The sequence below is a fragment of the Alcaligenes sp. EGD-AK7 genome (assembly GCF_000465875.3).
Lineage (GTDB): Bacteria > Pseudomonadota > Gammaproteobacteria > Burkholderiales > Burkholderiaceae_B > Alcaligenes > Alcaligenes phenolicus.
On the sequence record NZ_AVOG02000056.1, the window covers coordinates 166,272 to 189,997 of the forward strand.

Annotated in this window: 24 protein-coding genes; 13 read left to right on the top strand and 11 right to left on the bottom strand. The window is 57.1% G+C overall.

Features of this window, described 5'->3' with window-relative positions:
* Window positions 1-82 precede the first annotated feature (82 nt).
* From glnH to glnQ, 3 genes are all read left to right on the top strand, one after another.
* Window positions 83-814: a glutamine ABC transporter substrate-binding protein GlnH gene (gene glnH, locus N879_RS16440; protein WP_373568170.1), complete on the top strand. Its 732-nt coding sequence runs from the start codon at window positions 83-85 to the stop codon at window positions 812-814.
* 173 nt (window positions 815-987) lie between these two features.
* Entirely contained in the window at window positions 988-1,767 is a 780-nt protein-coding gene (locus N879_RS16445) for an ABC transporter permease subunit (RefSeq protein ID WP_022983464.1), read from the top strand.
* Window positions 1,764-2,492 carry a glutamine ABC transporter ATP-binding protein GlnQ gene (glnQ, locus tag N879_RS16450; protein WP_009454997.1) on the top strand — a complete coding sequence of 243 codons (729 nt, stop codon included), beginning with the start codon at window positions 1,764-1,766 and terminating at the stop codon, window positions 2,490-2,492. The genes N879_RS16445 and glnQ overlap by 4 nt, the downstream gene beginning before the upstream one ends.
* Window positions 2,493-2,602: 110 nt before the next feature.
* Here glnQ and N879_RS16455 read toward each other — a convergent pair whose 3' ends face one another.
* The 3 genes from N879_RS16455 to N879_RS16465 all read right to left on the bottom strand — a co-directional run bounded on the left by N879_RS16455 (window position 2,603) and on the right by N879_RS16465 (window position 5,230).
* A complete protein-coding gene (locus N879_RS16455) occupies window positions 2,603-3,310 on the bottom strand; it encodes a hypothetical protein (RefSeq protein WP_009454993.1) in 708 nt (235 codons plus the stop codon).
* A 163-nt stretch (window positions 3,311-3,473) separates the two neighbouring features.
* Window positions 3,474-4,184, bottom strand: a complete 711-nt coding sequence (murU, locus tag N879_RS16460; protein ID WP_022983465.1) for an N-acetylmuramate alpha-1-phosphate uridylyltransferase MurU — start codon at window positions 4,182-4,184, stop codon at window positions 3,474-3,476.
* Window positions 4,184-5,230, bottom strand: a complete 1,047-nt coding sequence (locus N879_RS16465; RefSeq protein WP_009454992.1) for an aminoglycoside phosphotransferase family protein — start codon at window positions 5,228-5,230, stop codon at window positions 4,184-4,186. Before N879_RS16465 ends, murU begins: the two co-directional genes overlap by 1 nt.
* A gap of 153 nt (window positions 5,231-5,383) precedes the next feature.
* On the opposite strand from N879_RS16465, the gene N879_RS16470 reads away from it, so the two are divergent.
* The 3 genes from N879_RS16470 to rsmA are packed head-to-tail and all read left to right on the top strand — an operon-like array spanning window position 5,384 to window position 9,985.
* Window positions 5,384-7,741 (top strand): LPS-assembly protein LptD, encoded by a 2,358-nt coding sequence (locus N879_RS16470; protein WP_235484327.1) that lies wholly within the window; start codon window positions 5,384-5,386, stop codon window positions 7,739-7,741.
* Window positions 7,734-9,185 carry a peptidylprolyl isomerase gene (locus N879_RS16475; protein WP_009454990.1) on the top strand — a complete coding sequence of 484 codons (1,452 nt, stop codon included), beginning with the start codon at window positions 7,734-7,736 and terminating at the stop codon, window positions 9,183-9,185. The genes N879_RS16470 and N879_RS16475 overlap by 8 nt, the downstream gene beginning before the upstream one ends.
* 8 nt (window positions 9,186-9,193) lie before the next feature.
* On the top strand, window positions 9,194-9,985 hold the full coding sequence (rsmA, locus tag N879_RS16480; RefSeq protein WP_009454985.1) for a 16S rRNA (adenine(1518)-N(6)/adenine(1519)-N(6))-dimethyltransferase RsmA: 792 nt from the start codon (window positions 9,194-9,196) through the stop codon (window positions 9,983-9,985).
* Between the two features lie 162 nt (window positions 9,986-10,147).
* Here rsmA and N879_RS16485 read toward each other — a convergent pair whose 3' ends face one another.
* From N879_RS16485 to glyQ, 7 genes are all read right to left on the bottom strand, one after another.
* On the bottom strand, window positions 10,148-11,377 hold the full coding sequence (locus N879_RS16485) for a nucleoside recognition domain-containing protein (RefSeq protein WP_009454978.1): 1,230 nt from the start codon (window positions 11,375-11,377) through the stop codon (window positions 10,148-10,150).
* Between the two features lie 191 nt (window positions 11,378-11,568).
* Window positions 11,569-11,964, bottom strand: coding sequence for a lactoylglutathione lyase (gene gloA, locus N879_RS16490; protein WP_009454976.1), 396 nt, complete (start codon window positions 11,962-11,964; stop codon window positions 11,569-11,571).
* A 29-nt stretch (window positions 11,965-11,993) separates the two neighbouring features.
* Window positions 11,994-12,875, bottom strand: coding sequence for a M48 family metallopeptidase (locus N879_RS16495; RefSeq protein WP_009454974.1), 882 nt, complete (start codon window positions 12,873-12,875; stop codon window positions 11,994-11,996).
* Window positions 12,841-13,590 carry a lysophospholipid acyltransferase family protein gene (locus N879_RS16500; protein ID WP_009454973.1) on the bottom strand — a complete coding sequence of 250 codons (750 nt, stop codon included), beginning with the start codon at window positions 13,588-13,590 and terminating at the stop codon, window positions 12,841-12,843. The genes N879_RS16495 and N879_RS16500 overlap by 35 nt, the downstream gene beginning before the upstream one ends.
* 1 nt (window position 13,591) lies before the next feature.
* On the bottom strand, window positions 13,592-14,131 hold the full coding sequence (gmhB, locus tag N879_RS16505; protein ID WP_009454972.1) for a D-glycero-beta-D-manno-heptose 1,7-bisphosphate 7-phosphatase: 540 nt from the start codon (window positions 14,129-14,131) through the stop codon (window positions 13,592-13,594).
* Window positions 14,131-16,263: a glycine--tRNA ligase subunit beta gene (gene glyS / locus N879_RS16510; protein ID WP_009454971.1), complete on the bottom strand. Its 2,133-nt coding sequence runs from the start codon at window positions 16,261-16,263 to the stop codon at window positions 14,131-14,133. The genes gmhB and glyS overlap by 1 nt, the downstream gene beginning before the upstream one ends.
* On the bottom strand, window positions 16,263-17,168 hold the full coding sequence (gene glyQ / locus N879_RS16515; protein WP_026485201.1) for a glycine--tRNA ligase subunit alpha: 906 nt from the start codon (window positions 17,166-17,168) through the stop codon (window positions 16,263-16,265). The genes glyS and glyQ overlap by 1 nt, the downstream gene beginning before the upstream one ends.
* On the opposite strand from glyQ, the gene N879_RS20680 reads away from it, so the two are divergent.
* From N879_RS20680 to N879_RS16525, 3 genes are read left to right on the top strand one after another with little or no spacing between them, the layout of a single operon-like run.
* Complete coding sequence (locus N879_RS20680) at window positions 17,115-17,360, top strand: hypothetical protein (RefSeq protein WP_162089543.1); 246 nt, start codon at window positions 17,115-17,117, stop codon at window positions 17,358-17,360. The genes glyQ and N879_RS20680 overlap by 54 nt on opposite strands.
* A gap of 50 nt (window positions 17,361-17,410) precedes the next feature.
* The gene (locus N879_RS16520) at window positions 17,411-18,178 is read left to right on the top strand and encodes a crotonase/enoyl-CoA hydratase family protein (RefSeq protein ID WP_022983468.1); all 768 of its coding nucleotides are present in this window, start codon (window positions 17,411-17,413) and stop codon (window positions 18,176-18,178) included.
* A gap of 39 nt (window positions 18,179-18,217) precedes the next feature.
* Window positions 18,218-19,738: a fumarate hydratase gene (locus N879_RS16525; protein ID WP_022983469.1), complete on the top strand. Its 1,521-nt coding sequence runs from the start codon at window positions 18,218-18,220 to the stop codon at window positions 19,736-19,738.
* A gap of 326 nt (window positions 19,739-20,064) precedes the next feature.
* Here the strand turns inward: N879_RS16525 and N879_RS16535 are convergent, their stop codons facing one another.
* On the bottom strand, window positions 20,065-20,652 hold the full coding sequence (locus N879_RS16535) for a TetR/AcrR family transcriptional regulator (RefSeq protein ID WP_009461272.1): 588 nt from the start codon (window positions 20,650-20,652) through the stop codon (window positions 20,065-20,067).
* A 133-nt stretch (window positions 20,653-20,785) separates the two neighbouring features.
* Between N879_RS16535 and N879_RS16540 the strand changes: the two genes are divergently transcribed.
* The 4 genes from N879_RS16540 (at window position 20,786) to N879_RS16550 (ending at window position 23,676) form a co-directional block, all read left to right on the top strand.
* Window positions 20,786-21,988, top strand: coding sequence for an MFS transporter (locus tag N879_RS16540; RefSeq protein ID WP_022983470.1), 1,203 nt, complete (start codon window positions 20,786-20,788; stop codon window positions 21,986-21,988).
* Between the two features lie 24 nt (window positions 21,989-22,012).
* A complete protein-coding gene (locus tag N879_RS20810) occupies window positions 22,013-22,537 on the top strand; it encodes an MFS transporter (RefSeq protein ID WP_022983471.1) in 525 nt (174 codons plus the stop codon).
* Window positions 22,525-23,178, top strand: a complete 654-nt coding sequence (locus tag N879_RS20815) for an MFS transporter (protein WP_022983472.1) — start codon at window positions 22,525-22,527, stop codon at window positions 23,176-23,178. Before N879_RS20810 ends, N879_RS20815 begins: the two co-directional genes overlap by 13 nt.
* A 219-nt stretch (window positions 23,179-23,397) precedes the next feature.
* The gene (locus N879_RS16550) at window positions 23,398-23,676 is read left to right on the top strand and encodes a hypothetical protein (protein ID WP_022983473.1); all 279 of its coding nucleotides are present in this window, start codon (window positions 23,398-23,400) and stop codon (window positions 23,674-23,676) included.
* The last annotated feature ends 50 nt before the right edge of the window (window positions 23,677-23,726 follow it).

Consider the following 23,726-nt stretch of genomic DNA (forward strand, 5'->3'; position numbering starts at 1 on the left):
TGGGTAAAACATCGAACTGGCTGGTTTTGGGTCAGTCCCTACAGAGGAGTAACGGATGTTCAATAAGAAAATGAAAACCCTGATGGCCGGTTTGGCCTTGGCTTTGGCTTTGCCCGCTGGGCAGGCTCTGGCACAACAAGGCAAAGAGCTGGTGGTCGCAACCGATACGGCGTTTGTGCCTTTTGAGTTCAAGCAAAACGGTAAATACACCGGTTTTGACATCGACCTGTGGGATGCGGTCGCCAAGAAGGCCAATCTGAATTACCGCTTCCAGCCCATGGACTTCAACGGCATTATTCCGGGCCTGCAAACTCGCAATCTGGATGCTGCGCTGGCCGGGATCACCATTCGTGATGACCGCAAGCAAGTGATCGATTTCTCCGATCCTTACTACGAAAGCGGTCTGGCCATTCTGGTCAACACCGATAACTCGGCCATCAAGACTGCCTCCGATCTGGAAGGCAAGACTGTGGCGGTGAAGATCGGTACCGCCACGGTGGACTTCATGCAGCGCTCGGTACCTACTGCCAAGCTCAAGCTGTTCCCCAATATCGACAATGCCTTCCTGGAGCTGGCAACAGGCCGTGTGGACGCGGTGGTGCACGATACGCCTAACGTGCAGTACTACGCCCAGACCGGCGGTAAAGATCGTGTGAAGGTCACTGGCGCCGTGAAAAGTGGCGACTTCTACGGTATTGCCTTTCCCAAGGACAGCGAATTGGTGCCGGTTGTGAACCAGGCTTTGAAAGATATTCGTGCTGATGGCACCTACGACAAAATCTACCAGAAATGGTTTGGTAAACAGCCTGAATAAACAGGCGTAAAGCCAAGCGCATGCCAAGCGGTGATCGCGTGTCGTAACGGGATCACCGCTTTTATTTTTTGACGCTCTGTTGTGGGCGTTTATTCAAAGACAAAGGTAGCACTGTGACTTTTGAATGGGACGCTATCTGGGGGGCTTTACCCAGCCTTCTGGAAGGTACAAAAATGACGCTGCTCATTACCCTTTTGGGGTTGGTGGGTGGCGCTATATTGGGTTTTCTGACCGGGGTGATTACCACCTATATTCGGGTACCGGTCACCTGGCGCCGAGCCGCCTTGTTCGTGTTGGGCGTGTTTGCACTGGGCTTTGCGCTCAAGGGCCTGTCCTGGCTGATGAGCAATTGGCTAAGCTTTGTGCCAGCCTGGATCTGGAGCTCCATACAGGCGCTGATCGCTCTGTCGCTATTGGGTTTTTTCAGACGCTATCTGCTGTATGTACTCTCTTTCCTGTGCCAGCTTTACGTGCTGTTCATCCGCGGCACGCCTATCGTGGTGCAGGTGATGTTCATCTACTTCGCGCTGCCCATGCTGGCCAGTATCCGAATTGACGGGCTGACCGCGGCGATCTTCACCTTGATGATCAACTCCGGGGCTTATATTTCCGAGATTGTGCGTGGTGCCTTGCAATCTGTGCCCAAGGGCCTGAAAGAGGCCGGAGAGGCCATGGGCCTGCCATTTCACAAGATCTTGCGCCACATTATTGGACCGGTGGCGTTTCGCCGCATGATTCCCGCCATGGGTAATCAGTGCATCATCAGCTTGAAGGATTCTTCGCTGTTTATTGTGATTGGGGTTGCCGAGCTGACTCGTCAGGGCCAGGAAATTATTGCGAATAACTTCCGTTCGGTGGAGATTTGGGGAGCGGTGGCGGTGATCTACCTGATCCTGACCAGCCTGATTGCCCTGACTCTGAAGTTTATTGAACACCGCATGAGGATTGTATGAGTATTGTCGAGTTCAAGAAGGTAACCAAGCGCTTTGGCGACAATATCGTGCTCGACGATATCAGTCTGAATATTGATAAAGGCGAAGTGGTTGTGGTGGTTGGCCCGTCCGGGTCGGGAAAATCCACCTTCCTGCGCTGCATCAACAAGCTGGAAGACATTCAGGCTGGCGATATCGTGGTCAATGGTTTGAGCGTCAATGGCACGCCCGCTCAGGTGCGCGACTTGCGCCGGGAAGCAGGGATGGTGTTCCAGCAGTTCAATCTGTTTCCACAGATGAGCGCTTTGGAAAACGTCATGTTCGGGCCTATCCATACGCGTGGCACCAGCCGCTCTCAGGCGCGTGAGGAAGCGACGGAGCTGCTGGCCAAGGTCGGCCTGGCCGAGCGTATGAATCATTATCCTAACGAGCTGTCCGGTGGTCAGCAGCAGCGGGTCGCCATTGCTCGCGCTCTGGCGATCAAGCCCAAGCTGATGCTGTTTGATGAGCCTACCTCCGCACTGGACCCGGAATTGCGTCAGGAAGTGCTCAAGGTCATGCAGTTGCTGGCGGAAGAGGGCATGACCATGGTGGTGGTGACACACGAGATGGATTTTGCGCGTCGCGTGGGGAGCCGCCTGATCTTTATTGATCAGGGCAGGGTGGCACACGATGGCCCACCTGCGGAGTTGCTGAGTAATCCACCTAGCCAACGTTTGAAAGACTTTTTGCAGCACGTGGCTTAAGAGTCTGGCTGGATCGTCGGCTAAAAAAAGCCCTTCAGGCCCTTGGCTTCATCGCCAAAATCCTGAAGGGCTTTCTTGTGACTATCAGCCTGTGCGTGACAGGTCAGCGCTTATCGGGAGGGCGTCACGTAGATGGTGCGCGTGGCAACGACGCGGTTCGCGCCATCCGGCTTGATGCGGATCGTGACCTGACGGGGTGTAAAGCCGGCGGGCAGCTCTGCGGAGCCATTGATGTAGGCGTAACGGCCTACGCTGACAGGCTGGCTGGGCAGGTCCACATTGCCGCTGCGACCATTGCTGTAGCGGCCAGCAGCAACCAACTCCATGGTGCCGGTGAATTCGGCGTCCTTGCCCTTGTCCTGCATTAGCAGCACAAAGTGGTTCAGTTGGCCGTCCGTAACCGAGAACTCGGCAGCGCGAATGCCAGGGGAGGTGCCGCGCGGGTCAGGAGGCATGGCATCGGCAAATAGCGCGATATCCTTTTCCAGCTTGGTGACCATGGCCTGCAGATCGCTGGTCTGTTTGCCCAGCTTGTCTTCCTTCTGGCTGACATCTTCAAGATCGCGACTGGTCTGGTTCAACTGAGCTTGCAGACGTTGCTTGTCAGCATTGGCGCTGTTGAGGTCATAGTGCAGTTGTTCCGACTGCTCCACGGTCAGGCGCGTAGGGCCATAGCTTTTTTGCAAGAACAGCAGGCCACCAGCACCTAGGGCAATACCTGTCAAAAGCAGGACAAACCAGCGTGGAATACGGCGTTTTCGACGGCTGGAGCCGTAGGCGGTGGGTTTGAATACGGTGCGTTTGGAGGAACCAAGCATGAGAACAGACGTTCCTGTCAGACAAGGGACTCAAAGCAAATCAAGTCCCGATTACAAAACCCATTAGCATAGACGTCATTGGGGCTACGGAGGCGGGATGGCTGGCTTTGTTGCCCTTTGTTGTGCTTGGAAACGTCTGCCAGCTAGCCTGGAAAATATCAGTTTACTGTGAGGGTGCTAACGATTCCAAGTGTTGGTTTAACTCGGCTAATCGTTCGGGGGTACCGACATCCATCCAGAAACCTTCATGCAGACTGCCCAGCACCTGCCGGCGCTCGATGGCGGCATGCAGCAGGGGGGCGGCTTTGGCAGGCTGATCTTTAGGCAGATGGGCAAAGAGTTCGGGTTTGTAGACCCCTATGCCGCTCAAGGTGGCGCTGCGGGCACCCGCAAGGGTTTTGGCACATAGGTGCAATTGTCCTTCTTGCATGCCAAAGTCGCCTTCGGGGTGGTGGGGCGGGTTGGGTGTCAGGATCAACCAGGCCTGCTCCCGGCCAGCTTGCAAACGTTCGGCCATGGCAAAGGCTTGGGCAGGATCCCAATCGGACCAGATATCGCCATTCATTAACAGGAAAGGCTGGCCCTGGAAAAAATCCAGTGCCTTGGCAATGCCTCCGGCAGTTTCCAGGGCAGATGATTCAGGCGAGTAGCTCAGGCGCAGGCCCCATTGGCTGCCATCACCCAGAGTGGATTCAATCTGCTCACCCAGCCAGGCGTGGTTGATGATGACTTCTCGAAAGCCGGCTTTGGCCAGCGCGCGCAAGTGCCAGACGATGAGAGGCCGACCACCTGCTGGAATCAGGGGTTTGGGGCAGGTGTCGGTCAAGGGGCGCATGCGCTCGCCTCGACCGGCCGCCAGAATCATGGCGCGCATCAGACCGTCATGCCCAAAACAGTTTGGCGACCTTCCAGGCGGTTCAGCAGGCGCAGCAAACCGTTAAAACACTCGTAGCGGCTGGCCACCTGATGTACATAGCCCAGCAGGCGGGGCATATGGTCCAGATAATGATGTTTGCCGTCACGCAGAGAGAGGCGGGCAAACACACCCAGAATGCGCAGATTGCGTTGCAGGCCCATCCATTCGTATTGCTGGTGGAACACGGCAAAGTCGGCAGGCACATCCAGGCCGGCTTCCATGGCGGCTTGCCAGTAGCGAATTGCCCAGTCCAGTTGCTGCTCTTCCGTCCAGGTAACACGCGCGTCCATCACCAGGGAGGCAATGTCATAGGTGATGGGGCCAGCCAGGGCGTCCTGGTAGTCGATAACACCGGGCTCGCTTTGGCCGGGCAGGGGCATCATCAAATTAGGGCTGTGGAAATCCCGGTGCACGAGTACAGTAGCGCTTTGCACATTGGCCTGAACCAGCTCGGCAAAGGTTTTGCGCAACATCTCCTGATCTTTTTCGCTCAGTTCGAACTGGCGATGTTTTTGGATGTACCACTCGGGGAACACCTGCAGCTCTTCCAGCAAACGCTGTTCGTTGTAGGGAGGCAAGCCCGTGGTGTCGGCTTGTTGCAATTTCACCAAGGTCAACAGCGTACTGCGGTACAGTTTGTCCAGCTCGCTTTGCGGCATGGGGTTTTTCAGCGCGGTCTGAAAATTGTCCTGACCCAGATCGCTGAGCAGCAAAAAGCCTTGTTCAGTGTCTGCTGCCAGGATTTCGGGCACGTGGATGCCCGTCGGTGCCAGCAGTTCGGTAACGTGCACAAAGGGCTTGCAGTCTTCCGTGGCCGGAGGCGCATCCATCAAAATGACGGTTCGATCCTGGGCTTGCAGGCGAAAGTAACGGCGAAAGCTGGCGTCGCTGGAGGCCGTTTGCAGGCTGTCCAGATCCAGTCCAAACCGGGACTTCAGGGTGTTCAGCCAGGTAATTGCTTGCTGCAAACGAGGGTCGGTAGCGGCAGAAATAGAAGCAGACATAAATAAAGGGAAGCAGAAGATCGTAACGGATTAGTGTTTAGCAGTGCCGCTAAACGGCAGGCTTAACTATAATACCGGGTCGCCAGGGTTTTTCGTCTCTGGTGGAACAAATGCAGGACATAAATGCAGGACACAACTGGAGGCGCAGTCTTAGTGCGAGTTGCGGCGTGGTATATCGTGTTGATGATGACAGGCATGGGGGTCGCCCAGGCTCAGTCGTCCGTGCGTCCGTCTTTAAAGACGTCCCCCGGTTTGCAAGTGCGCAAGCTCCAGGAAGAGGATATGGCCGTCTATCTGATAGGCGACCAGATGAAAACACTGGAAGATGGCACCTTGCGTCTGGAAGGCGGTGCCCAGGTCCGGCGCATTGATTCTGTCGTCAAAGGCGACCGGATCGACTATCAGGAAAAAACCGGCCAGGTGGAAGTACGTGGCAACGGCCTGATCATGCGTGATGGGGCCCTGGTGCGCAGCCCGGAGTTTGATTACAACCTGGACGCGGATACAGGGCGCATGTCGTCCCCGGAGTTCTGGCTGGGGGCCACCGGCGGTAGCGGTACCGCGACGCAGGCTGATATTCTCAGTTCCAACCATATGCGGCTATCCGATGTGAATTACTCGGGTTGTCCATGTCCTGAGCCTGCCTGGTATATCCAGTCGCCCAAGGTTGATCTGTATTCCAAGGAAAACGAAGGGGTGGCGCGTAATGGCGTCTTGTACTTCAAGGGTATGCCCCTGTTGTATTCTCCCTACCTGACCTTTCCGCTCCGTAAAGAGCGCAAGTCCGGTTTCCTTTTGCCTACTTACGGCATGACGACGCGGGGTGGTGTAGACCTGAGCGTGCCGTATTACCTGAATCTGGCCCCTAATTACGACGCCACCCTGACGCCACGTTTCATGGGCAAGCGCGGTGCCATGCTGGGTGGGGAGTTCCGTTACCTGGGTGACAGCTTCTCCGGAGAGCTGACCGGTAACTACCTGCCTGATGACAAGGAGCTGGGTTATAAACGCTGGTTGTTCATGGGGCAATATCGCCAGAGCCTGCCTGCCAGTTTCTATTTGAATGCGGATATCCGCCGTGTCTCGGATGATGATTATTTCCGTGACTTCAGCAGTTTTGGATTGAACGATTCCACCATTCAGGATCTGGCCAGCACGGTGACTCTGGGTTGGGGTGGTTCCAAGTATTTCCGCTCTCACGTCAGTGCGACGCGGTATCAGACCCTGCAGGATTCTTCTACTGGATATCGTCAGCCACAGTACGACAAATTGCCTGAGTGGTATTTGGGTGCATCCCGTTATAACTGGGGTGGCTTTGATGTAGTCAGCGATAACTACGCAACCCGTTTCCGTTTGCCGTTTTACAGTGGCAATCTAAGCGAATTTGACAGCATGCGCAGTACCCGTCTGGCTCCAGATGGTACGCGTTTCTCGTCCTACACAACGGTGGCTTATCCTATCGTTCGCCCAGGCTGGTACATCACGCCCAAAGCGGGCCTGCACATGAGCCAGTACCAGACAGACTGGTATGTGGGTGATCCTAATATGGCGCGTTTCGCGGACCGGGCCCGTACGCAAAGTCGTGTTTTGCCTATCCTGTCCCTGGATACCGGCATGACCTTCGAGCGTGACACCACCTTGTTTGGCAACGACTCCATTCAAACCCTGGAGCCGCGTGTTTACTATCTGTACGTGCCTTATCGCGACCAATCCTCGCTGCCCTTGTACGACACCAGTCTGGCCAGTTTCAACTTTGCCCAGGCTTTCAGTGAAAACATTTTCTCCGGTGGTTGGGACCGTATCTCCAATGCAAACCAGGTCACCGTCGGCCTGACGTCCCGCTGGCTGGATGCTGACACGGGCTATGAGCGTCTGGTTCTGCAGGCTGCTCAGCGCTTGTATTTTGATAAGCAAACCGTAACACTGGGCGCTGAAAAAGCGCGTACCAGCACCCGCTCAGACTATCTGGTCGGTGCCAGTGCGGCTTTGACCAATACGTTCTCGGTCAACTTCGATGCGCAGTTCAATCCAGACGAAAAACGCCGCAACCGTCTGGCCTCCGGTATTCGTTGGCGTCCTAAACGCCTGGCAACACTGGGTGTGAACTATCGTTATGAGCGTGACCCCCGTCAAGTCGTTGACCCCAACTTCACGCCGACTGATGAAGATCATCGTGGCAAGGAATACGTCTCCATGACGGGCCAATGGCCGTTGAGCAACAAGGTGTACGCTGTGGGACGTTACGATTATTCCATCCAGGAAAGCCGTGGCACGCAAACGGTGCTGGGGCTGGAGTATAAAGGCGACTGTTGTTGGGCGGCTCGTGTGGTGATGCAACGCTATGCGGTTTCGGCCAGGGAAACCAATAAGGCCCTGTTCTTCCAGCTGGAGCTATCCGGTTTGGGCGGAATTGGCAACGACCCTATCAAAATGCTGCGTGACCGTGTGATTGGCTATGAACCCGTCACCAATCCCGTACAGGAAAAAATGATTCATGAGAGGTATGAATAATATGCGTTTCAGCTTGAAAAACCGTACCCTGTCATTGGCTTTGATGGCCGTCATGGGGCTGGGCACGGCTCAAATGGCTCAGGCGCAGTCCAAGCCCGCTGCAGCCAAGGCGGCACCCGCTGCTTCCTCCCAGTTTGTGGATGGCATTGCTGCCGTGGTCAATGACGAGGTGATTACCCTGCGTCAGGTTGATCTGGAAGCCGCACAGGTGCTGGAACAGTTAAAGCAGCAGAAAATTCCTGCTCCTGATCATGACATCTTGCGCAAACAGGTTTTGCAACGGCTGATCAATGAGCGCCTGGAGCAGCAGGAAGCTCGCGCCATGGGGATTTCAGTCGGTCCACAGCAAGTGGATGAAGGTGTGCGCATGATTGCTTCGCGCAACAATATGACCGAAGCCCAGTTGCGAGCCGAGATTGAAAAGAATGGCATTAGCTGGGAGCAGTACCGTGCCAATCTGAAGCAGGAAATCCTGCTGGATCAGTTGCGCATGCGTGCGGTCGACAGCAGCATCAATATTACGGACGCCGACATTGATATTTACCTGCGCTCTCAAGGTGGCGCAGGTTTGGGCAATTTGGGGCAATCGGCGGCACAGGCGCAAAATGCACCTGTCAGTCTGGCGCAGATCCTGGTGCGAGTGCCTGAAGGCGCGAACTCCAGCGAAGAAGCGCGTTTGCGGACCAAAGCAGAGGGCCTGCTGGCCCAGGTTCGTTCCGGCGCAGACTTTGCCGGTTTGGCTGCCTCCAACTCGGATGGTCAAGAGGCTCTGAGCGGTGGTGCGTTGGGAACTCGTTCCTTGTCCGACTGGCCTGACTTATTTGCACAAGCTGTCCATAACCTGGCCCCCGGCCAGGTTTCCGACCTGATTCGCAGTGGTCAAGGTTTCCATATTCTGAAGGTGCTGGAGCGAGGCGGTGCTGCGCCTGGCAATACTTCGCCTGTGCCCAGTGCGGCATCGGCGCAGTCCGGTCCCATGATGGTGACCCAGACTCATGCTCGCCATATTCTGGTCAAGCTGTCCAAGGTTATGACTTCCGAGCAGGCTCGTCAGCGCATTGAGCAACTGCAAGTGCGTTTGCGCAATGGCGAGTCCTTCCAGGATCTGGCCAAGCGTTACTCGGAAGACAGCAGCGCACCACAAGGTGGTGATTTGGGTTGGCTCTCGCCTGGTGAGACAGTGCCTCCGTTCGAGCAAGCCATGGACAAGCTGCAACCCGGCAACGATACCGCCGTGGTGGAGTCCCAGTTTGGCTGGCACCTGATCCAGGTGATCGAGCGCCGTACCCGCAATATGGAAGGTGAGTACAAGCGCATGCAGGCCCGTCAGGCTCTGTTCCAGCAGCGTGCCGAGCCAGCTTTCGAGGACTGGCTGAACAGCCTGCGCGGCCGCGCTTACATTGATAACCGTTTGGACCCCGAGTCCAGCACCCGCCGTCGCTAAGGATAAGTATGGCCCAGCATCAGGCGCGCAAGCGCTTTGGACAGAACTTTCTGGAAGATGAGGCCATCATCGACCAGATCATCCGTGCGATTGGCCCTCGGCCTGTCGATAATATGGTGGAAATTGGTCCGGGCCTCTCGGCCCTGACCCGACCGCTGACGCAGGCGCTGGAGCGTTTGCGTGTGGTCGAGATTGACCGTGATCTGGCTGCCCGTCTGCGTAATCACTATTCGCCCAGCAAGCTGGAAATCATTGAGGCTGATGCCTTGAGTGTGGACTTCGGTGCTTTAGGCCCGAATCTGCGTATTGTGGGTAATCTGCCGTACAACATCTCCAGCCCCTTGCTCTTTCATTTGCTGGACTATGCCGATGCCGTGGTGGATCAGCACTTCATGCTGCAACGCGAAGTGATTGATCGCATGGTCGCCAAATCCGGCTCTTCAGACTACAGCCGCCTGTCGGTGATGCTGCAGGCACGCTATCGCATGGTGAAGTTGTTTGAAGTGCCGCCCGAGGCATTCAACCCACCACCGCGTGTTGTGTCGGCAGTCGTGCGTATGGTGCCTTTGGCGGCAGATCGTCCCCAGGCGCGTGATGCGCGTGTATTCAGTCAGGTTGTGGCGCGGGCCTTCTCGCAAAAACGCAAGATGTTGCGCGGTGGCCTGGGTGACTGGACGGCTCATATCGACTGGGAGGCGCTGGAAATTGCACCTACCAGCCGTCCGGCTGATTTGTCCCTGGCACAGTACATTGCCCTGGCCGATCACCTGATGGATAAGGGCGTTATCCAAGCCGCCTGATAGACAAAACTCCATAATGAACGACACCCCAAAACAGGATATAGATTCCGTTTTGGGGTGTTTTTTTATGAGGGACACCGTTGAGGCCATACGGAATGATCGGCCATTCCTGGTTGAGTCTGCAGTGGCAGAGTTTCCTGCCCTCATGCAGAGCCCTGGCTCCTAGCCAAAGAACCAATAGCAGACCGCAATCGAGGCCAGTACGCCTGCCAGATCAGCAATCAAGGCGCAGGAAACCGCGTGGCGGGCACGTTGGATGCCGACCGCACCAAAGTAGACCGCCAGCACATAGAAAGTTGTCTCTGTGCTGCCCTGCACGGTCGCACCCAGCAGGGCCGGGAAGCTGTCCACGCCGTGATGCTGCATGGTTTCAATCAACAGGGCACGAGCGGCACCGGCTGAAAAGGGTTTGACCAGAGCTGTAGGCAAGGCATCAATAAAACGCGTATCCAGTCCGGTCAGGTTCACCAGCCAGCGGATCACGTCCAGCACGATATCCAGAGCGCCAGAGCTGCGTAGCACGCCCACAGCGCACAGCATGGCCACCAGATAGGGCAACAGATCCCTGGCGACGCCAAAGCCTTCTTTAGCACCTTCTACAAAGGCCTCATACAGAGGAATCTTGCGTCGCCAGCCCATCAGCAGGAAAAGCCAGATGATGGACAGCAAGGTCAGGTTGCCCATCAGAGAGGACAGCGACTGGATGGCTGCCGCACTGAGTGTTGCCAGCAAGGCCATGAAAGAGCCCAGGATCAGCGCAAAAACGCCGAACCACAGCATCAGAACGGGATCAAATAAACGCAGGCGCTGAACCAGGGCAACGCTGAGCAAGCCCGCCAGGGAAGAGGCGGTGGTGGCCAGCAGAATGGGCAGGAACACCATTGTAGGATCGGGTGCACCTTGTTGAGCCCGGTACATGAAGATGCTGATGGGGATCAGCGTCAGCGACGAGGCATTCAGCACCAGAAACAGGATCTGGGCGTTGGTGGCCGTGTCCGGATGCGGGTTCAGCGTTTGCAGCGATTTCATGGCCCGCAAGCCGATGGGCGTGGCGGCATTGTCCAGACCCAGGCCATTGGCCGCGAAGTTCAGAGTGATCAGCCCCAGAGCGGGGTGAGCGGCAGGCACGCCGGGCATCAGGCGGCTGAACAAGGGGCCTAGCCAGCGGGCCAGGGTGTCGATCAGCCCGGCCTTCTCGGCAATCTTCAAGAAACCCAACCACAGGGTGAGCGTGCCAAAAAGCAGCAGCATCAGTTGCACGGACAGGGCGGCCATATCGAACAGGCTGCGCACCATCTGCGCAAAAATTTCGCTATTTCCCCCGACCAGCCACTGGTAAAACCCGCTGACGGCGGCAATCAGGAAGAAAAACAGCCAAAGAGTATTGAGCATAGTGTTGGCAGAAAACAGGGCAGTGAAAAGCCAAGCTAGATTGTCGCAGAATACAGGCGGGTTTTAGCGGCTACGGTATGTAAGGGTAGCGGCACAAATAGTCGCAAAATATGATTCAGGCACCTTTGTGCCAAGTTGAATCATCAGGGGTGCATAAAAAAACCGGCCAGTTAAGGCCGGTTCTGTTTGCTTTAATCCACGCGCCCTTTGGCCTGGATCAGTTCAATCTTGTAGCCGTCCGGGTCTTCCACAAAGGCGATCACAGTGGTGCCGTGCTTCATGGGGCCGGCTTCGCGTACGACTTTGCCGCCACGAGCCTTGATGTCCTTACAGGCTTTGTAGGCATCAGGCACTTCCAGTGCAATGTGGCCATAGCCGTCGCCCAGATCGTAGGAGGGGGTGTCCCAGTTGTGGGTCAGCTCCAATACGGCGGCTTCGGACTCGTCCTGATAGCCAACAAAAGCCAGGGTGAAGCGGCCGTCCGGGTAGTCGGACTGGCGCAGCAATTTCATGCCCAGCACTTCGGTGTAAAAGGCCAGAGAACGGTCCAGATTGCCGACACGCAGCATGGTGTGCAGGATACGCATAAGGTAGAGCTCCTAGAGTTCAACCTGCCTTAAAGCAGGGGCAGGGTGCCTGGATCATATTGTCGTAACTGATTGCGCGCATTGACAAAATCAGGGTAGAGCGTTTCGACCAAGGCCCAGAAACGTGGGCCGTGATTCATCTCTTGCAGATGCGCGACCTCGTGAGCGACGACGTAATCAATGATAGATGGGTGAAAGTGTATCAGGCGCCAGTTCAGCATGATGATGCCGTCACTGTTGCAGGAGCCCCAGCGTTTGGCGGGGGCCGCCAGTCGCAATTTGCTGGCACTCAAGCCCGACAGGTTCAAATAATGTTGCAGCCGCTGCTCAAACCACTGCTTGGCCTGTTTTTGCAGCCAGGCCTGGGTCAGTTCCTGAACACGTTGTGGTTCGGCATCGACGGGTAGGGGTAGGGACAGGCGTTGACCTCCTTGAACCTGACCGGCTCGTCCGTCGAAATGTACCTGCTGAATCTGCGGGTTCAGGCTAAGGCGGATGGGCTCGCCCATAAAGGGCAGGGTGTCGCCATCGACCCATTGCAGGCTTTGCAAGGCCAGTTGTTCACGACGCTGCTGGTATTCGCGCAGCTTGCGCAGTATCCAGGCGCTTTTGCTGTGCAGCACCTGCTCGGCCTGACTGATCTTGACCCAGGAGGGCAGGGCAACGGTCAGGCCACTGTCGTTAATGGTCAACCCCAGAGTCCGGCGGCGGGAGCGTTTGAGCTGATAGCCAATGGTGTGGCCATCCAGCTCCACCTGCTGCCATTGCACACCTTCCGGCAAGCTTTCGGGCCGGACAGTCAGGGCACTTTTGGGGGGCAGAGCAGAACCGGCGGGCGGCTTTTCTTGCCGCTGCGCCGGGTGGGGAAAGGCCGTGTCAGGAAACAGAGCCAGTTGTGGGGGGACCGTCATAGCGTTCCGGATTCAAGACGCGCATTTCGGTTTCAATCCATGTCTGTACGCGTTGGTTTACTTCTTCAGGGGTCAGCCCGGCAGGATCAATGGGAGGACCAAAGGAGATAGTAACCAAGCCCGGCGTCTTGATAAAGGCATTGCGACGCCAGCATTCGCCCGCATTATGCGCTACGGGAATAATGGGCGTGCCAGTACGGCTGGCCAGCAAGGCGCCACCCATCTTGTAGCGGCCGGTAGAGCCTGGGGCGGTACGGGTGCCTTCGGGAAACAACAAGGGCCAGCGGCCTTCGTCAATGCGCTGCTGCCCGATCTTGATGACCTGTTCAAAGGCATCCCGGCCTTTGGCACGATCAATAGGAATCATGCGCAGCAAAGCCAGCCCCCAACCAAAGAAAGGGACTTTGTGCAGTTCACGCTTGTACACAAAGCACACCTGACGCGGCATGTAAGAAGGAAAGAACAGCGTTTCCCAGGCCGACTGGTGCTTGGACAGGATGATGGCCTTGCCATCGGGCAGGTTTTCCCAGCCCTTGGTCTGCCAGCGTATGCCCAGGATCGTGCGCGCACCCCAGACAGCCAGACGTGGCCAGCCAGTGGTAAAGCGATAGCGTATATCCAGGGGCAGTGGCGCAATAATCAGGCAGGCAAAGGCGTAGGGGATAACGGTAATCAACAAAAAGAGTTGATAGAGTGATGCGCGGATAATGCCCATATCAGTTTCCGTGGAGCCATTTGTCGACAACAGCGGCCAGATCGGCCTCGACGCGCGTGCCTTCGGGCAAGCCGCCTTTCTCTAGGGTACGCATGCCTTTGCCGGTCTGGACCAACCAGGGGGCACAACCGGCTTGGCTGGCCGCTTGCAGATCGCGCAAGGAATCGCCCACCGAGGGTACGGTTTGCAGGTTCACTTCATAGCGATGTGCAATGTCGCGAAACATGCCGGGGGCCGGTTTGCGACAGGTGCAGCCATCATCCGGGCCGTGCGGGCAAATAAAGATGGCATCGATAAAGCCACCCAGCAAGGCCAATTCACGGCGCATCTTGGCATGGATGGCATTGAGCGTGGTCATGGAAAACAAACCACGCGCCAGACCGGACTGGTTGGTGGCAATGACCACCTTCCAGCCGTTTTCGGTCAGGCGAGCCAAGGCCTCCAGACTGCCTGGGATAGCCTCCCACTCTTGTGGGCTTTTGATAAAGGCATCGCTGTCATGGTTGATGACACCGTCCCGATCAATGATGGCAAGTTTCACTAGTTAGCCAGCCTGGAAAGATCCGCAACCTGGTTCATCAGTGCATGCAGCTTGGCCAGCAAGGCCAGGCGATTGGCACGGATGGCAGGGTCTTCGGCCATGACCATGACGTCCTGGAAGAAGTTGTCCACGGCACCACGGGCCTGGGCCAGCGTGGCCAGGGAAGCGTCAAATTCACCGGCTTCAAACTGGGCCTGGGCAACGGGCTGCAATTCCTGAATCTTGGTAGCCAGCTCACGCTCGGCGGGCTCGACCAGCAGTTGGTCGTCCAGAGTTGCCAGTTCGCCTTCGGCTTTCTTGAGCAGATTGCTGACGCGCTTGTTGGCGGCAGCCAGGCTCTCGGCTTCAGGGCGTTGAGCAAAAGAGGCGCAAGCCTGAATGCGGGCGTGAACCTGTTCCAGCGGTGGACGCAGGGCCAGCACGGCATCGACCACGCTGCGCTCGTAATCGTTGCTGAGCTGATTGCGGTAACGCTCGTAGATGAAGGTCTGAACCGCATCGACCGTGTCATCGGCCAGAACCCCGTCCTTGAAGAAGGAAGCGGTGGTGTTCAGCAGCGTATCCAGATTCAGGCTATTGGCCTTCAATTGGGAACCGGCTTGCAGTTGTTCGTAGGCGCTGATCAGGCCCAGAGCCGCACGGCGCAGGGCGTAGGGGTCGCGTTCGCCAGTTGGAGCCAGACCAATGCCCCAGATACCGACCAGAACTTCGGCGCGCTCGGCCAGGAACAGAATGGCTTGGGTCAGGCTGGCATCTGTGACAGCCTGGTCCAGACGGTGACGGTATTGCTCGCGAATAGCCAGCACGATGTCCTCGGGCTCGCCATCGCCTTGGGCGTAGTAAGCGCCCATCACGCCTTGCAGCTCGGGGAATTCGCCCACCATATTGGAGTTCAAGTCCGCCTTGGCCAGCAAAGCGGCACGACGAGCGTGCTCTTCATTCGCGCCCAGTTGCTTGGCAATGTAGCCAGCCACGGATTGCAGGCGCTCGATGCGGTCCAGCTGCGAACCCAGCTTGTTGTGGTACACGCTACCGGCCAGCGTAGGAACACGCTCGGCCAGAGTTTGCTTGCGATCGGTTTCAAAGAAGAATTGGGCGTCCGCCAGACGGGGGCGGACCACACGCTCGTTACCTTCGATGATGTTGCTGGGATCGTTCACCTTCATATTGCTGACGATCAGGAAGCGATTGGTCAGCTTTTGTGTGGCGGGGTCAAACAGCGGGAAATACTTTTGATTCAGACGCATGGTCAGAATCAGACATTCGGAAGGCACTTGCAGGAATTGCTCGTCAAACTGGCCCACGTACACGGTGGGGTATTCGACCAGAGCGGTGACTTCGTTCAGCAGGGCTTCCACTTCGGGATCGTTGCCCAAGGTGGAGTTCAGGCGTTTGGCCTCAGCTTCCAGGTCGGTGCGAATCTGTTCGCGACGAACTTCGAAGGAAGGAACCACCCAGCCTTGCTCCTGGACTTGTGCGGCCCAGCTATCGGCATCACGGATGTCGAAGGGGGCATCGCACATGAAGCGGTGACCGTGTGTCTGGCGACCGGCTTGCAGGCCCAGGGCGCTGACGGGAACGATGTCCGACCCCCACAGGGCGACCAGGCCGTGAGCAGGGCGTACAAAGCGCACGCTGCTGACACCATCGGCCAACTGATAGCGCATCACTTTAGGGATGGGCAGGTGCGTAATGGACCATTCCAGAGCTTCTTGCAGCCCGTCTTTCAGGGCGGCGCCAGTGGCAATGCCGCTGGCGTACAGGTAATCCTGCTTGCCATCGGATTCGCGCAGCAGGTCGCTGGCCTTCAGATGCTCCAGGCCTTTGGCAGCCAGGCGCTTGGCTAGTGCCGGGGCGATCTCACCATTGGCATCCAGGCCAATATGGGCGGGCATCAGCTTTTCGGTATAAGGCTGGTCTTCGGCTTGCTGGTACGCAGCGCTGAACCAGGCAGCCAGACGGCGAGGCGTAGCATAGGCGCGCACTTCACAGTTCGGGGCCAGCAGGGCTTGCTCGCCCAATATTTTTTGCAGACCTTCGCTAAAGGCTTGCCCCAGCTGTTGCAGCGCTTTGGGGGGCAGTTCTTCGGTGAACAGTTCAATCAGCAAAGGCTGTGTCGTGGAGGCATTCATTACTTGGCCTCCGAGGATTTGTTGCTCAGCATGGGGAAACCTAGGCGTTCGCGGGAGTCGTAGTAAGCCTGTGCGACAGCGCGGGACAGATTGCGGATACGGCCAATATAGGCAGCGCGCTCGGTCACACTGATGGCGCCGCGGGCATCCAGCATATTGAAGGTGTGGGCAGCTTTCAGCGTTTGCTCGTAAGCGGGCAGGGCCAGCGGCACGTCAATGATGCGTTTGGCTTCGGCTTCGTAGTCGTTGAAATGCGCAAACAGTACATCGGTGCTGGCGTGCTCGAAGTTGTAGGTGGATTGCTCCACTTCGTTCTGGTGGAACACGTCGCGGTAATAAATACGCTGGCCGTTGTGACCTTCGGTCCAGACCAGATCGTAGACGCTTTCCACGCCTTGCAAGTACATGGCCAGACGCTCCAGACCGTAGGTGATCTCGCCCGTGGTTGGCGTGCAGTCCAGACCGCCTACTTGCTGGAAGTAGGTGAACTGGGTGACTTCCATGCCATTGAGCCAGACTTCCCAGCCCAGACCCCAGGCGCCCAGTGTCGGGTTTTCCCAGTCGTCTTCAACAAAACGGATGTCGTGCGCTTTGGGGTTGATGCCCAAGGCTTCCAGCGAGCCGATATACAAGTCCAGAATGTTTTCAGGTGCGGGCTTGAGCACGACCTGAAACTGGTAGTAGTGTTGCAGGCGGTTGGGGTTGTCCCCGTAACGCCCGTCTTTGGGGCGGCGCGAAGGCTGCACATAGGCAGCGCGCCACGGTTCAGGGCCGATGGCCCGCAAAAAGGTTGCCGTATGAGAGGTTCCGGCACCGACTTCCATATCGTAGGGCTGAAGCAGAGCGCATCCGTGCTTGTCCCAGTATTGCTGGAGCGTAAGTATGATTTGCTGAAAGGTGAGCATGAGCAATGGCCAGTAAAGCGAGAATCTGCAAAATTTTTCTATTTTAGCGTGAACTGCGCCCTTGCAGCAGAAAAGCGCCCGCAATGGGCTATTTTGGCCGTCCGGGCCATGGGCAAGGCCGCTGTGTACCGGGCGGTCAGGTTGTTTTTAGACGTATCATATGCGTTTGTCCAAATACTGCTTATTTGCTGACCTGATCTTGAAACAGAATCTCGGGCGGCAGTCTAAAGGAGGCTAGGTCCATGAGTGAACTTGTCACGCTTGAACGTATCGGCAAGGTGTTGTTGATTACTTTGAACCGTCCCGAGGCACGCAATGCCATCAACCTGGAAACCGCGCAGGCGCTGGCCCAGGCTCTGGATGAGTTCGATGCCGACCCCAGCATTGCCGTAGGCGTGCTGACAGGGGCCAACAATACCTTCTGCGCCGGTATGGATTTGAAAGCCTTTGCCAAGACTGGCCAGCGCCCTTATGTAGGCGACCGCGGCTTTGCCGGTATTTGCGAGCGTCCACCTGCCAAACCTCTGATTGCTGCTGTGGAAGGCTACTGCCTGGCCGGTGGTTTTGAAATTGCCTTGTCCTGCGACCTGATTGTTGCGGCCGACAGCGCCAACTTCGGCCTGCCTGAAGTGAAACGCGGCATTGTCCCCGGATCGGGCGGCATGGTGCGCTTGCCTAGCCGTATTCCTTACCACATGGCCATGGAAATGGTGCTGACCGGTGGTATGTACCCTGCAGCCCGCATGGCCGAACTGGGTCTGGTCAGCCGTCTGGCCGAACCCGGAAAAGCCACCGAGCAGGCGCTGGCACTGGCCGAGCAGATCGCCGCCAACGGTCCTTTGGCCGTGCAAACCGCCAAGAGCATTATTTCCCAGTCGCGCGACTGGCGTCAGTCGGATCTGTTCGATCTGCAGCGCCCCCGTATCGCCGGCATTTTTACCTCTGCAGACGCCAAGGAAGGCGCGACGGCTTTTGCCGAGAAGCGCGAGCCTGTCTGGCAGGGCAAATAGTTTCCCCTTGTTCATCCCGTTTTTTATATAGACGCCACCATGACCACGATCAAAGAAGACGATCTGATTCAGTCCATCGCTGATGCGGTGCAGTTCATCAGTTACTACCATCCCACCGACTATCTGGAACATCTGGCCCGCGCTTATGAGCGCGAACAGAACCCGGCGGCCAAAGATGCCATCGCCCAGATCCTGACCAACTCGCGCATGTGTGCCGAGGGCCATCGCCCCATCTGTCAGGACACCGGGGTGGTGAACGTATTCCTGAAAGTGGGCATGGGTGTGCGCTTTGATACCAAGCGCTCCTTGCAGGAGCTCTGTGACGAGGGGGTGCGTCGCGGTTATCTGAATCCGGATAATCCACTGCGTGCCTCCATCCTGAACGACCCCTTGTTCACCCGTAAAAACACGCGCGATAACACACCCTGTATTGTGAATGTGGAACTGGTCGCTGGGGATCAGGTTCACATTCAAGTGGCCGCCAAGGGCGGTGGTTCGGAAAACAAGAGCAAGTTCGTGATGCTCAACCCCAGCGATTCTCTGGTGGACTGGGTGCTCAAGACGGTTCCTACGATGGGCGCTGGCTGGTGTCCTCCGGGCATGCTGGGTATTGGCGTGGGCGGTACGGCTGAAAAAGCCATGCTGATGGCCAAGGAAGCCCTGATGGAAGACATCGATATGTACGAGCTGCTGCAACGCGGCCCGCAAAGCAAGCTGGAAGAGCTGCGTATCGAGCTGTACGAGAAGGTCAATGCTCTGGGTATTGGCGCTCAAGGGCTGGGCGGTTTGACGACCGTGCTGGACGTGAAGATCAACACCTTCCCGACTCACGCGGCGTCCAAGCCTGTGGCCATGATCCCCAACTGTGCGGCAACCCGTCACGTACATTTCTCGCTGGACGGCAATGGCCCCGCCGAGCTGGCACCTCCACCGCTGTCGGCCTGGCCTGACATTCACTGGGCGCCGGACTACAACAAGTCCCGCCAGGTGAACCTGGACGAGTTGACTCCTGAAGAAGTGGCTTCCTGGACGCCGGGCCAGACCTTGCTGCTGTCGGGCAAGATGTTGACTGGCCGTGACGCTGCTCACAAGCGTATTCAGGACATGCTGGAAAAGGGCGAATCCTTGCCTGTGGACTTCACCAACCGCGTGATTTACTACGTGGGCCCGGTTGATCCTGTGCGTGACGAAGCCGTTGGTCCAGCAGGCCCGACCACCGCCACTCGCATGGACAAGTTCACCGAGATGATGCTGGCCAAAACCGGTTTGATTTCCATGATCGGCAAGGCCGAGCGAGGCCCAACCGCGATTGAAGCGATTCGTGCTCACAAATCGGCTTACCTGATGGCTGTGGGCGGTTCCGCGTACCTGGTTTCCAAGGCCATTCGCAATGCGAAAGTGGTGGCTTTTGAGGACCTGGGTATGGAAGCCATTTACGAGTTCGAAGTTCAGGACATGCCCGTGACCGTGGCTGTGGACTCGCAAGGCGTATCCGTGCATAACACCGGTCCTGCCGAGTGGCGCAAGCGTATCGCAGAGATCTCGTTGGTCGCTGTGTAAGACGTCAAACGGGAAGCTTGGGCTTCCCGGCGCTATCGATACAAAACCCGCCTGAGTGTTTCTGGTCTGCTTGTAATAGCAGCGTCAGCACAACATTCAATGCGGGTTTTTTTTATGTCTGTCGTTTGTATGAGCTTTGCTTGGCTGCCTGAATGTTCTGGTTTCAGGAGAGGCTCATTACCGCCACAGATGCCAGGACCGTATATTTCTGGCGGCTCAAGAGGTCGCGTAAACAAGAATTCGATCTGTTGATCTGCCTGCCGCTAGAAGCAGATGATCTCAGGCCCGCTCTTTGCCTGGACACTGGCTTTTTCAGCATCGCCCGTTCAGGACTTGATCAGCAAGCCGCGCAGTAATAAATCCAGTGCAGCCAGCCCTTTTACCAAGCGGGCATCCCCATCCTCTCCCTGCGCAATCCAGAAGGCGGCTTCGGCCAGACTGCCGTAAATCAGGGAAGCCAGGGCGTGGGGATCTGCCTGTTCAATCCGACCTTGATCCATCAGTGCCTGAATCAAGCCTTCCATGGAACCCACGCAGTACTGATGCGATTCGGGTGATGCGCCCCCCAGTACGGCCTTGGCATCACACAAGACAATGCGCTGCATTTCCGGTTCCAGCGCCATTTCCAGATAGGCATGGCAGCGGCGTACAAACCCGTCCCAGGCGTCCTCGGCATTGTTTGAAATAGCCTGCAGGCGCTCGTCCATTTCCGCATCGATCTGGTCGACCACCGCCGCCAGCAAACCCCTTTTGTCACCGAAATGATGGTAGAGCGCACCACGTGTCAGGCCCGCTTGCGCCGTCAACTCGTCCATGGATGTGTCGGCATAGCCACGTTCCGCAAAGAACGTGCGAGCGGTGGCCAGCAGCGTGGCGCGGGTTTCTTCCATCTCGGCGCGGGTACGGCGTGCCATAGTTTCTCCTTACATACGAGCTGAATGTATATTTACATGCGTGGCGTATGTATATATCATTTTAAACATACGCCTTGTATGTATTGTCGACGCATCACCGTGTCGTGGCAAGCGGGCGCTCACGGAGAATGTAATGGCTCAGCCTTATCGAGAACTTTTTGCCGCGCCTGGCACACGGGGATTCGCCCTGGCCGGGCTGCTGGCCCGGATTCCGCTGCCCATGATAGGGATAGGAATCATCACCATGCTGTCGCAACTGCGGGGCAGCTATGCCTTGGCGGGGGCGGTTTCCGCCTCCTTTGTATTGAGCTATGCGCTGCTATCGCCACAAGTGTCCCGTTGGGTGGACCGGCGTGGGCAAAGCCGTGTTCTGCCGCTAGCAACAGCCATTAGTGTTCTGGGCTTGTTGCTCTTGTTGGGGGCGACATGGTGGCAAGCGCCTGACTGGACCTTGTTTGCAGGCGCGGTGCTGGCCGGTTTCATGCCTAGCATGTCGGCCATGGTGCGTGCTCGCTGGACGGCGATTTATCGTGGGCAGGATCGCTTGCAAACAGCGTATTCGCTGGAAACCGTGCTGGATGAAGTCACCTTTATTGCCGGGCCGCCTTTGTCGGTGGGTTTGGCGGTCCTGGTGTTTCCACAAGCCGGTGTGCTGGCTGCCGCGCTACTGCTGATTGCCGGTGTGTCGGCTCTGTTGTTGCAAAAGGGGACTGAGCCGCCGATCCAAGCGCAGGAGCAGGGCAGCCGCCCTTCGGTCCTGCGTCTGAATAGTGTGCGTTTGCTGGCATTGCTGATGGTCGCCATGGGCGTGATCGTGGGCACCGTGGATATTGTCAGCGTGGCCTTTGCACAGCAAATGGGGCAGCCGGGGGCGGCCAGCCTGGTGCTGTCGGCTTACGCCCTGGGTTCTTGCGCAGCAGGTCTGGTGTTTGGTGGTTTGAAGCTGAACATCCCTTTGCATCGCCTGCTGCTGTTGGGCGGTTTGGCTACCGCCGCCACGACCTTGCCTTTATTGCTGGTGGCCAGCGTGGCACAGCTGGCAGGGGCGGTTTTGCTGGCTGGTCTGTTTTTCGCCCCCACCATGATTGTGGCCATGTCGCTGGTCGAGCGTGTGGTGCCGGAGCAGCAATTAACCGAGGGCATGACCTGGCTGCTGGCTGGTCTGAATATTGGTGTGGCTATGGGGGCTGCCGCTTCGGGGCGGATGGTGGATCAGGGCGGAGCCAGTTCCGGCTTTATGGTTGCGCTCTATGCCGCTGCCCTGATCGTCTTGCTTGCCTTGTGCAGCTATCAAAGTTTGCGCGCACCCGTAGTAGCCCGCTCCTGCGCTGTCTAGACTTCTTTCTTTGAGCATGTAGCGATGAATACCTCTTCTCTATCCATGACCGGGCAGCCCAGCAAGCGGCAGTCCTGGCTGGCCGTTATCGCCGTTGGCCTAGCCACTTTTTCCGTGGTCACGACGGAAATGCTGCCCGTAGGTTTACTGACTCCTATTGCAGACAGTTTGCAGACTTCCACGGGGACGGCTGCTTTGCTGATTTCCTTGCCTGCCTTGTTGGCAGCCCTGTTTGCGCCTCTGGTGGTGCTGGCCTCTGGTGGCGTGGACAGACGCCGCATTCTGTGCGGTTTGCTGGCCTTGCTGGTGATGGCCAATATAGCCTCCGCCCTGGCTCCCAGCATCGCCTGGATGCTGGCCGCCCGTGTTCTGGTTGGTTTTTGTATGGGAGGCATCTGGGCCATTGCAGGTGGCTTGGCATCCCGTCTGGTTCCGGCTCGGTCTGTAGGTTTGGCAACCTCGATCATCTTCGGTGGGGTTGCCGCCGCTTCTGTGTTGGGCGTGCCACTGGGCGCCTTGATGGGCGAGCTGGCTGGATGGCGCTGCTGAGCGCTTTGGTGTTGATCTTCCATCTGGCCGTGATTCCGCCCCTGTCCGTGTCGCGCTCGACCACATGGCGTCAGTTCGCCGAGCAGTTTGGCAATCGGCAGTTATGGTTTGGTTTGCTCTTGACCCTGATTCTGGTCGCGGGGCATTTCAGCGCATTTACCTTTGTGCGTCCTCTTTTGCTGTCTGTTTCCGGCATAGGTGCTCAATGGATAGGAGCCTTGTTGTTTGCTTATGGAGTGGCCGGGATTGTGGGCAATTTCCTGATCGGGATGTCGGCAGCCAAACGCACTGAAGCCAGCTTGATGGCGATAGCGTTGGGTCTAAGCATCACTGCTTTGCTTTTCTTGACAGTGGGTAGATCACCGCTGAGTGGAGGTGCGATTTTGCTGCTTTGGGGCCTGGCGTATGGCGGGGTGTCGGTAGGGCTGATGAGCTGGATGATGAAGGCCGCTGCCAATGCTGTTGAGGTGGCTACGTCGTTGTACGTGGCTGTGTTCAATATCGGCATAGCGCTTGGCTCCTGGCTGGGCGGGCAGACTGTGGATGCCTACGGTTTAAGCGCGAATCTGGGGTTGGCTGGAGCCGGATCGTTTGTTGTGTTTTTGCTGCTTTTCGGAACAATTTTGCATCAAAAAAAATGAGCAGAAAAAACGGGCCCGGACTGATTTTTCCGGGTTTGCCAGGGCGCAAGCGCGGGTTATTGCTTATTGGAGTCTTGGAGGAGCGCTGCGACGATGTCTGTCAGAACTCCTTGAAATATTCTGTACATCGTTATGTTGTACGGTATAGGGATGCTTTCTGGCTGACCTCCCTTATGGGCACACAACGTCGGTATGGGTGGTCTTAATTAAGGGCCTTGTATGACGCAACTTCAGCGCTCCATCACTATTCCGCAGCTCAACCCCACAATCTGGAACACTCTTGAGCTCGTGCGCTTACGCCAAACCCCCTGGCACAAGAAACAAGCAGTTTTTGAACAATTACAGTCGCTGGGATTAGTCCAAGCCATCCCGCAAACGACGCAGACTCCTTCCCCTTTCCCCGCTCCCCTGATAGCCATGTTGACCGAAGAAGGGCGGCAATTGCTGGAAGCTCGATCCAATCATCAAGAGGCCTTGATCAAGCTTTTGGACGCGTGATCCTTTAGCTTGAGCTGGTTTGCCTGGCTTGTCCTTTGCCGGACAGGCCA

Bases quoted from the DNA above. Each gene is read 5' to 3' on its own strand.
- glnH (WP_373568170.1), top strand. From the start codon at position 83: ATGGCCGGTTTGGCCTTGGCTTTGGCTTTGCCCGCTGGGCAGGCTCTG.
- N879_RS16445 (WP_022983464.1), top strand. From the start codon at position 988: ATGACGCTGCTCATTACCCTTTTGGGGTTGGTGGGTGGCGCTATATTG.
- glnQ (WP_009454997.1), top strand. From the start codon at position 1,764: ATGAGTATTGTCGAGTTCAAGAAGGTAACCAAGCGCTTTGGCGACAAT.
- N879_RS16455 (WP_009454993.1), bottom strand. From the start codon at position 3,310: ATGCTTGGTTCCTCCAAACGCACCGTATTCAAACCCACCGCCTACGGC.
- murU (WP_022983465.1), bottom strand. From the start codon at position 4,184: ATGCGCGCCATGATTCTGGCGGCCGGTCGAGGCGAGCGCATGCGCCCC.
- N879_RS16465 (WP_009454992.1), bottom strand. From the start codon at position 5,230: ATGTCTGCTTCTATTTCTGCCGCTACCGACCCTCGTTTGCAGCAAGCA.
- N879_RS16475 (WP_009454990.1), top strand. From the start codon at position 7,734: ATGAATAATATGCGTTTCAGCTTGAAAAACCGTACCCTGTCATTGGCT.
- rsmA (WP_009454985.1), top strand. From the start codon at position 9,194: ATGGCCCAGCATCAGGCGCGCAAGCGCTTTGGACAGAACTTTCTGGAA.
- N879_RS16485 (WP_009454978.1), bottom strand. From the start codon at position 11,377: ATGCTCAATACTCTTTGGCTGTTTTTCTTCCTGATTGCCGCCGTCAGC.
- gloA (WP_009454976.1), bottom strand. From the start codon at position 11,964: ATGCGTATCCTGCACACCATGCTGCGTGTCGGCAATCTGGACCGTTCT.
- N879_RS16495 (WP_009454974.1), bottom strand. From the start codon at position 12,875: ATGACGGTCCCCCCACAACTGGCTCTGTTTCCTGACACGGCCTTTCCC.
- N879_RS16500 (WP_009454973.1), bottom strand. From the start codon at position 13,590: ATGGGCATTATCCGCGCATCACTCTATCAACTCTTTTTGTTGATTACC.
- glyS (WP_009454971.1), bottom strand. From the start codon at position 16,263: ATGAATGCCTCCACGACACAGCCTTTGCTGATTGAACTGTTCACCGAA.
- glyQ (WP_026485201.1), bottom strand. From the start codon at position 17,168: ATGCTCACCTTTCAGCAAATCATACTTACGCTCCAGCAATACTGGGAC.
- N879_RS16520 (WP_022983468.1), top strand. From the start codon at position 17,411: ATGAGTGAACTTGTCACGCTTGAACGTATCGGCAAGGTGTTGTTGATT.
- N879_RS16525 (WP_022983469.1), top strand. From the start codon at position 18,218: ATGACCACGATCAAAGAAGACGATCTGATTCAGTCCATCGCTGATGCG.
- N879_RS16535 (WP_009461272.1), bottom strand. From the start codon at position 20,652: ATGGCACGCCGTACCCGCGCCGAGATGGAAGAAACCCGCGCCACGCTG.
- N879_RS16540 (WP_022983470.1), top strand. From the start codon at position 20,786: ATGGCTCAGCCTTATCGAGAACTTTTTGCCGCGCCTGGCACACGGGGA.
- N879_RS20810 (WP_022983471.1), top strand. From the start codon at position 22,013: ATGAATACCTCTTCTCTATCCATGACCGGGCAGCCCAGCAAGCGGCAG.
- N879_RS20815 (WP_022983472.1), top strand. From the start codon at position 22,525: ATGGCGCTGCTGAGCGCTTTGGTGTTGATCTTCCATCTGGCCGTGATT.
- N879_RS16550 (WP_022983473.1), top strand. From the start codon at position 23,398: ATGACGCAACTTCAGCGCTCCATCACTATTCCGCAGCTCAACCCCACA.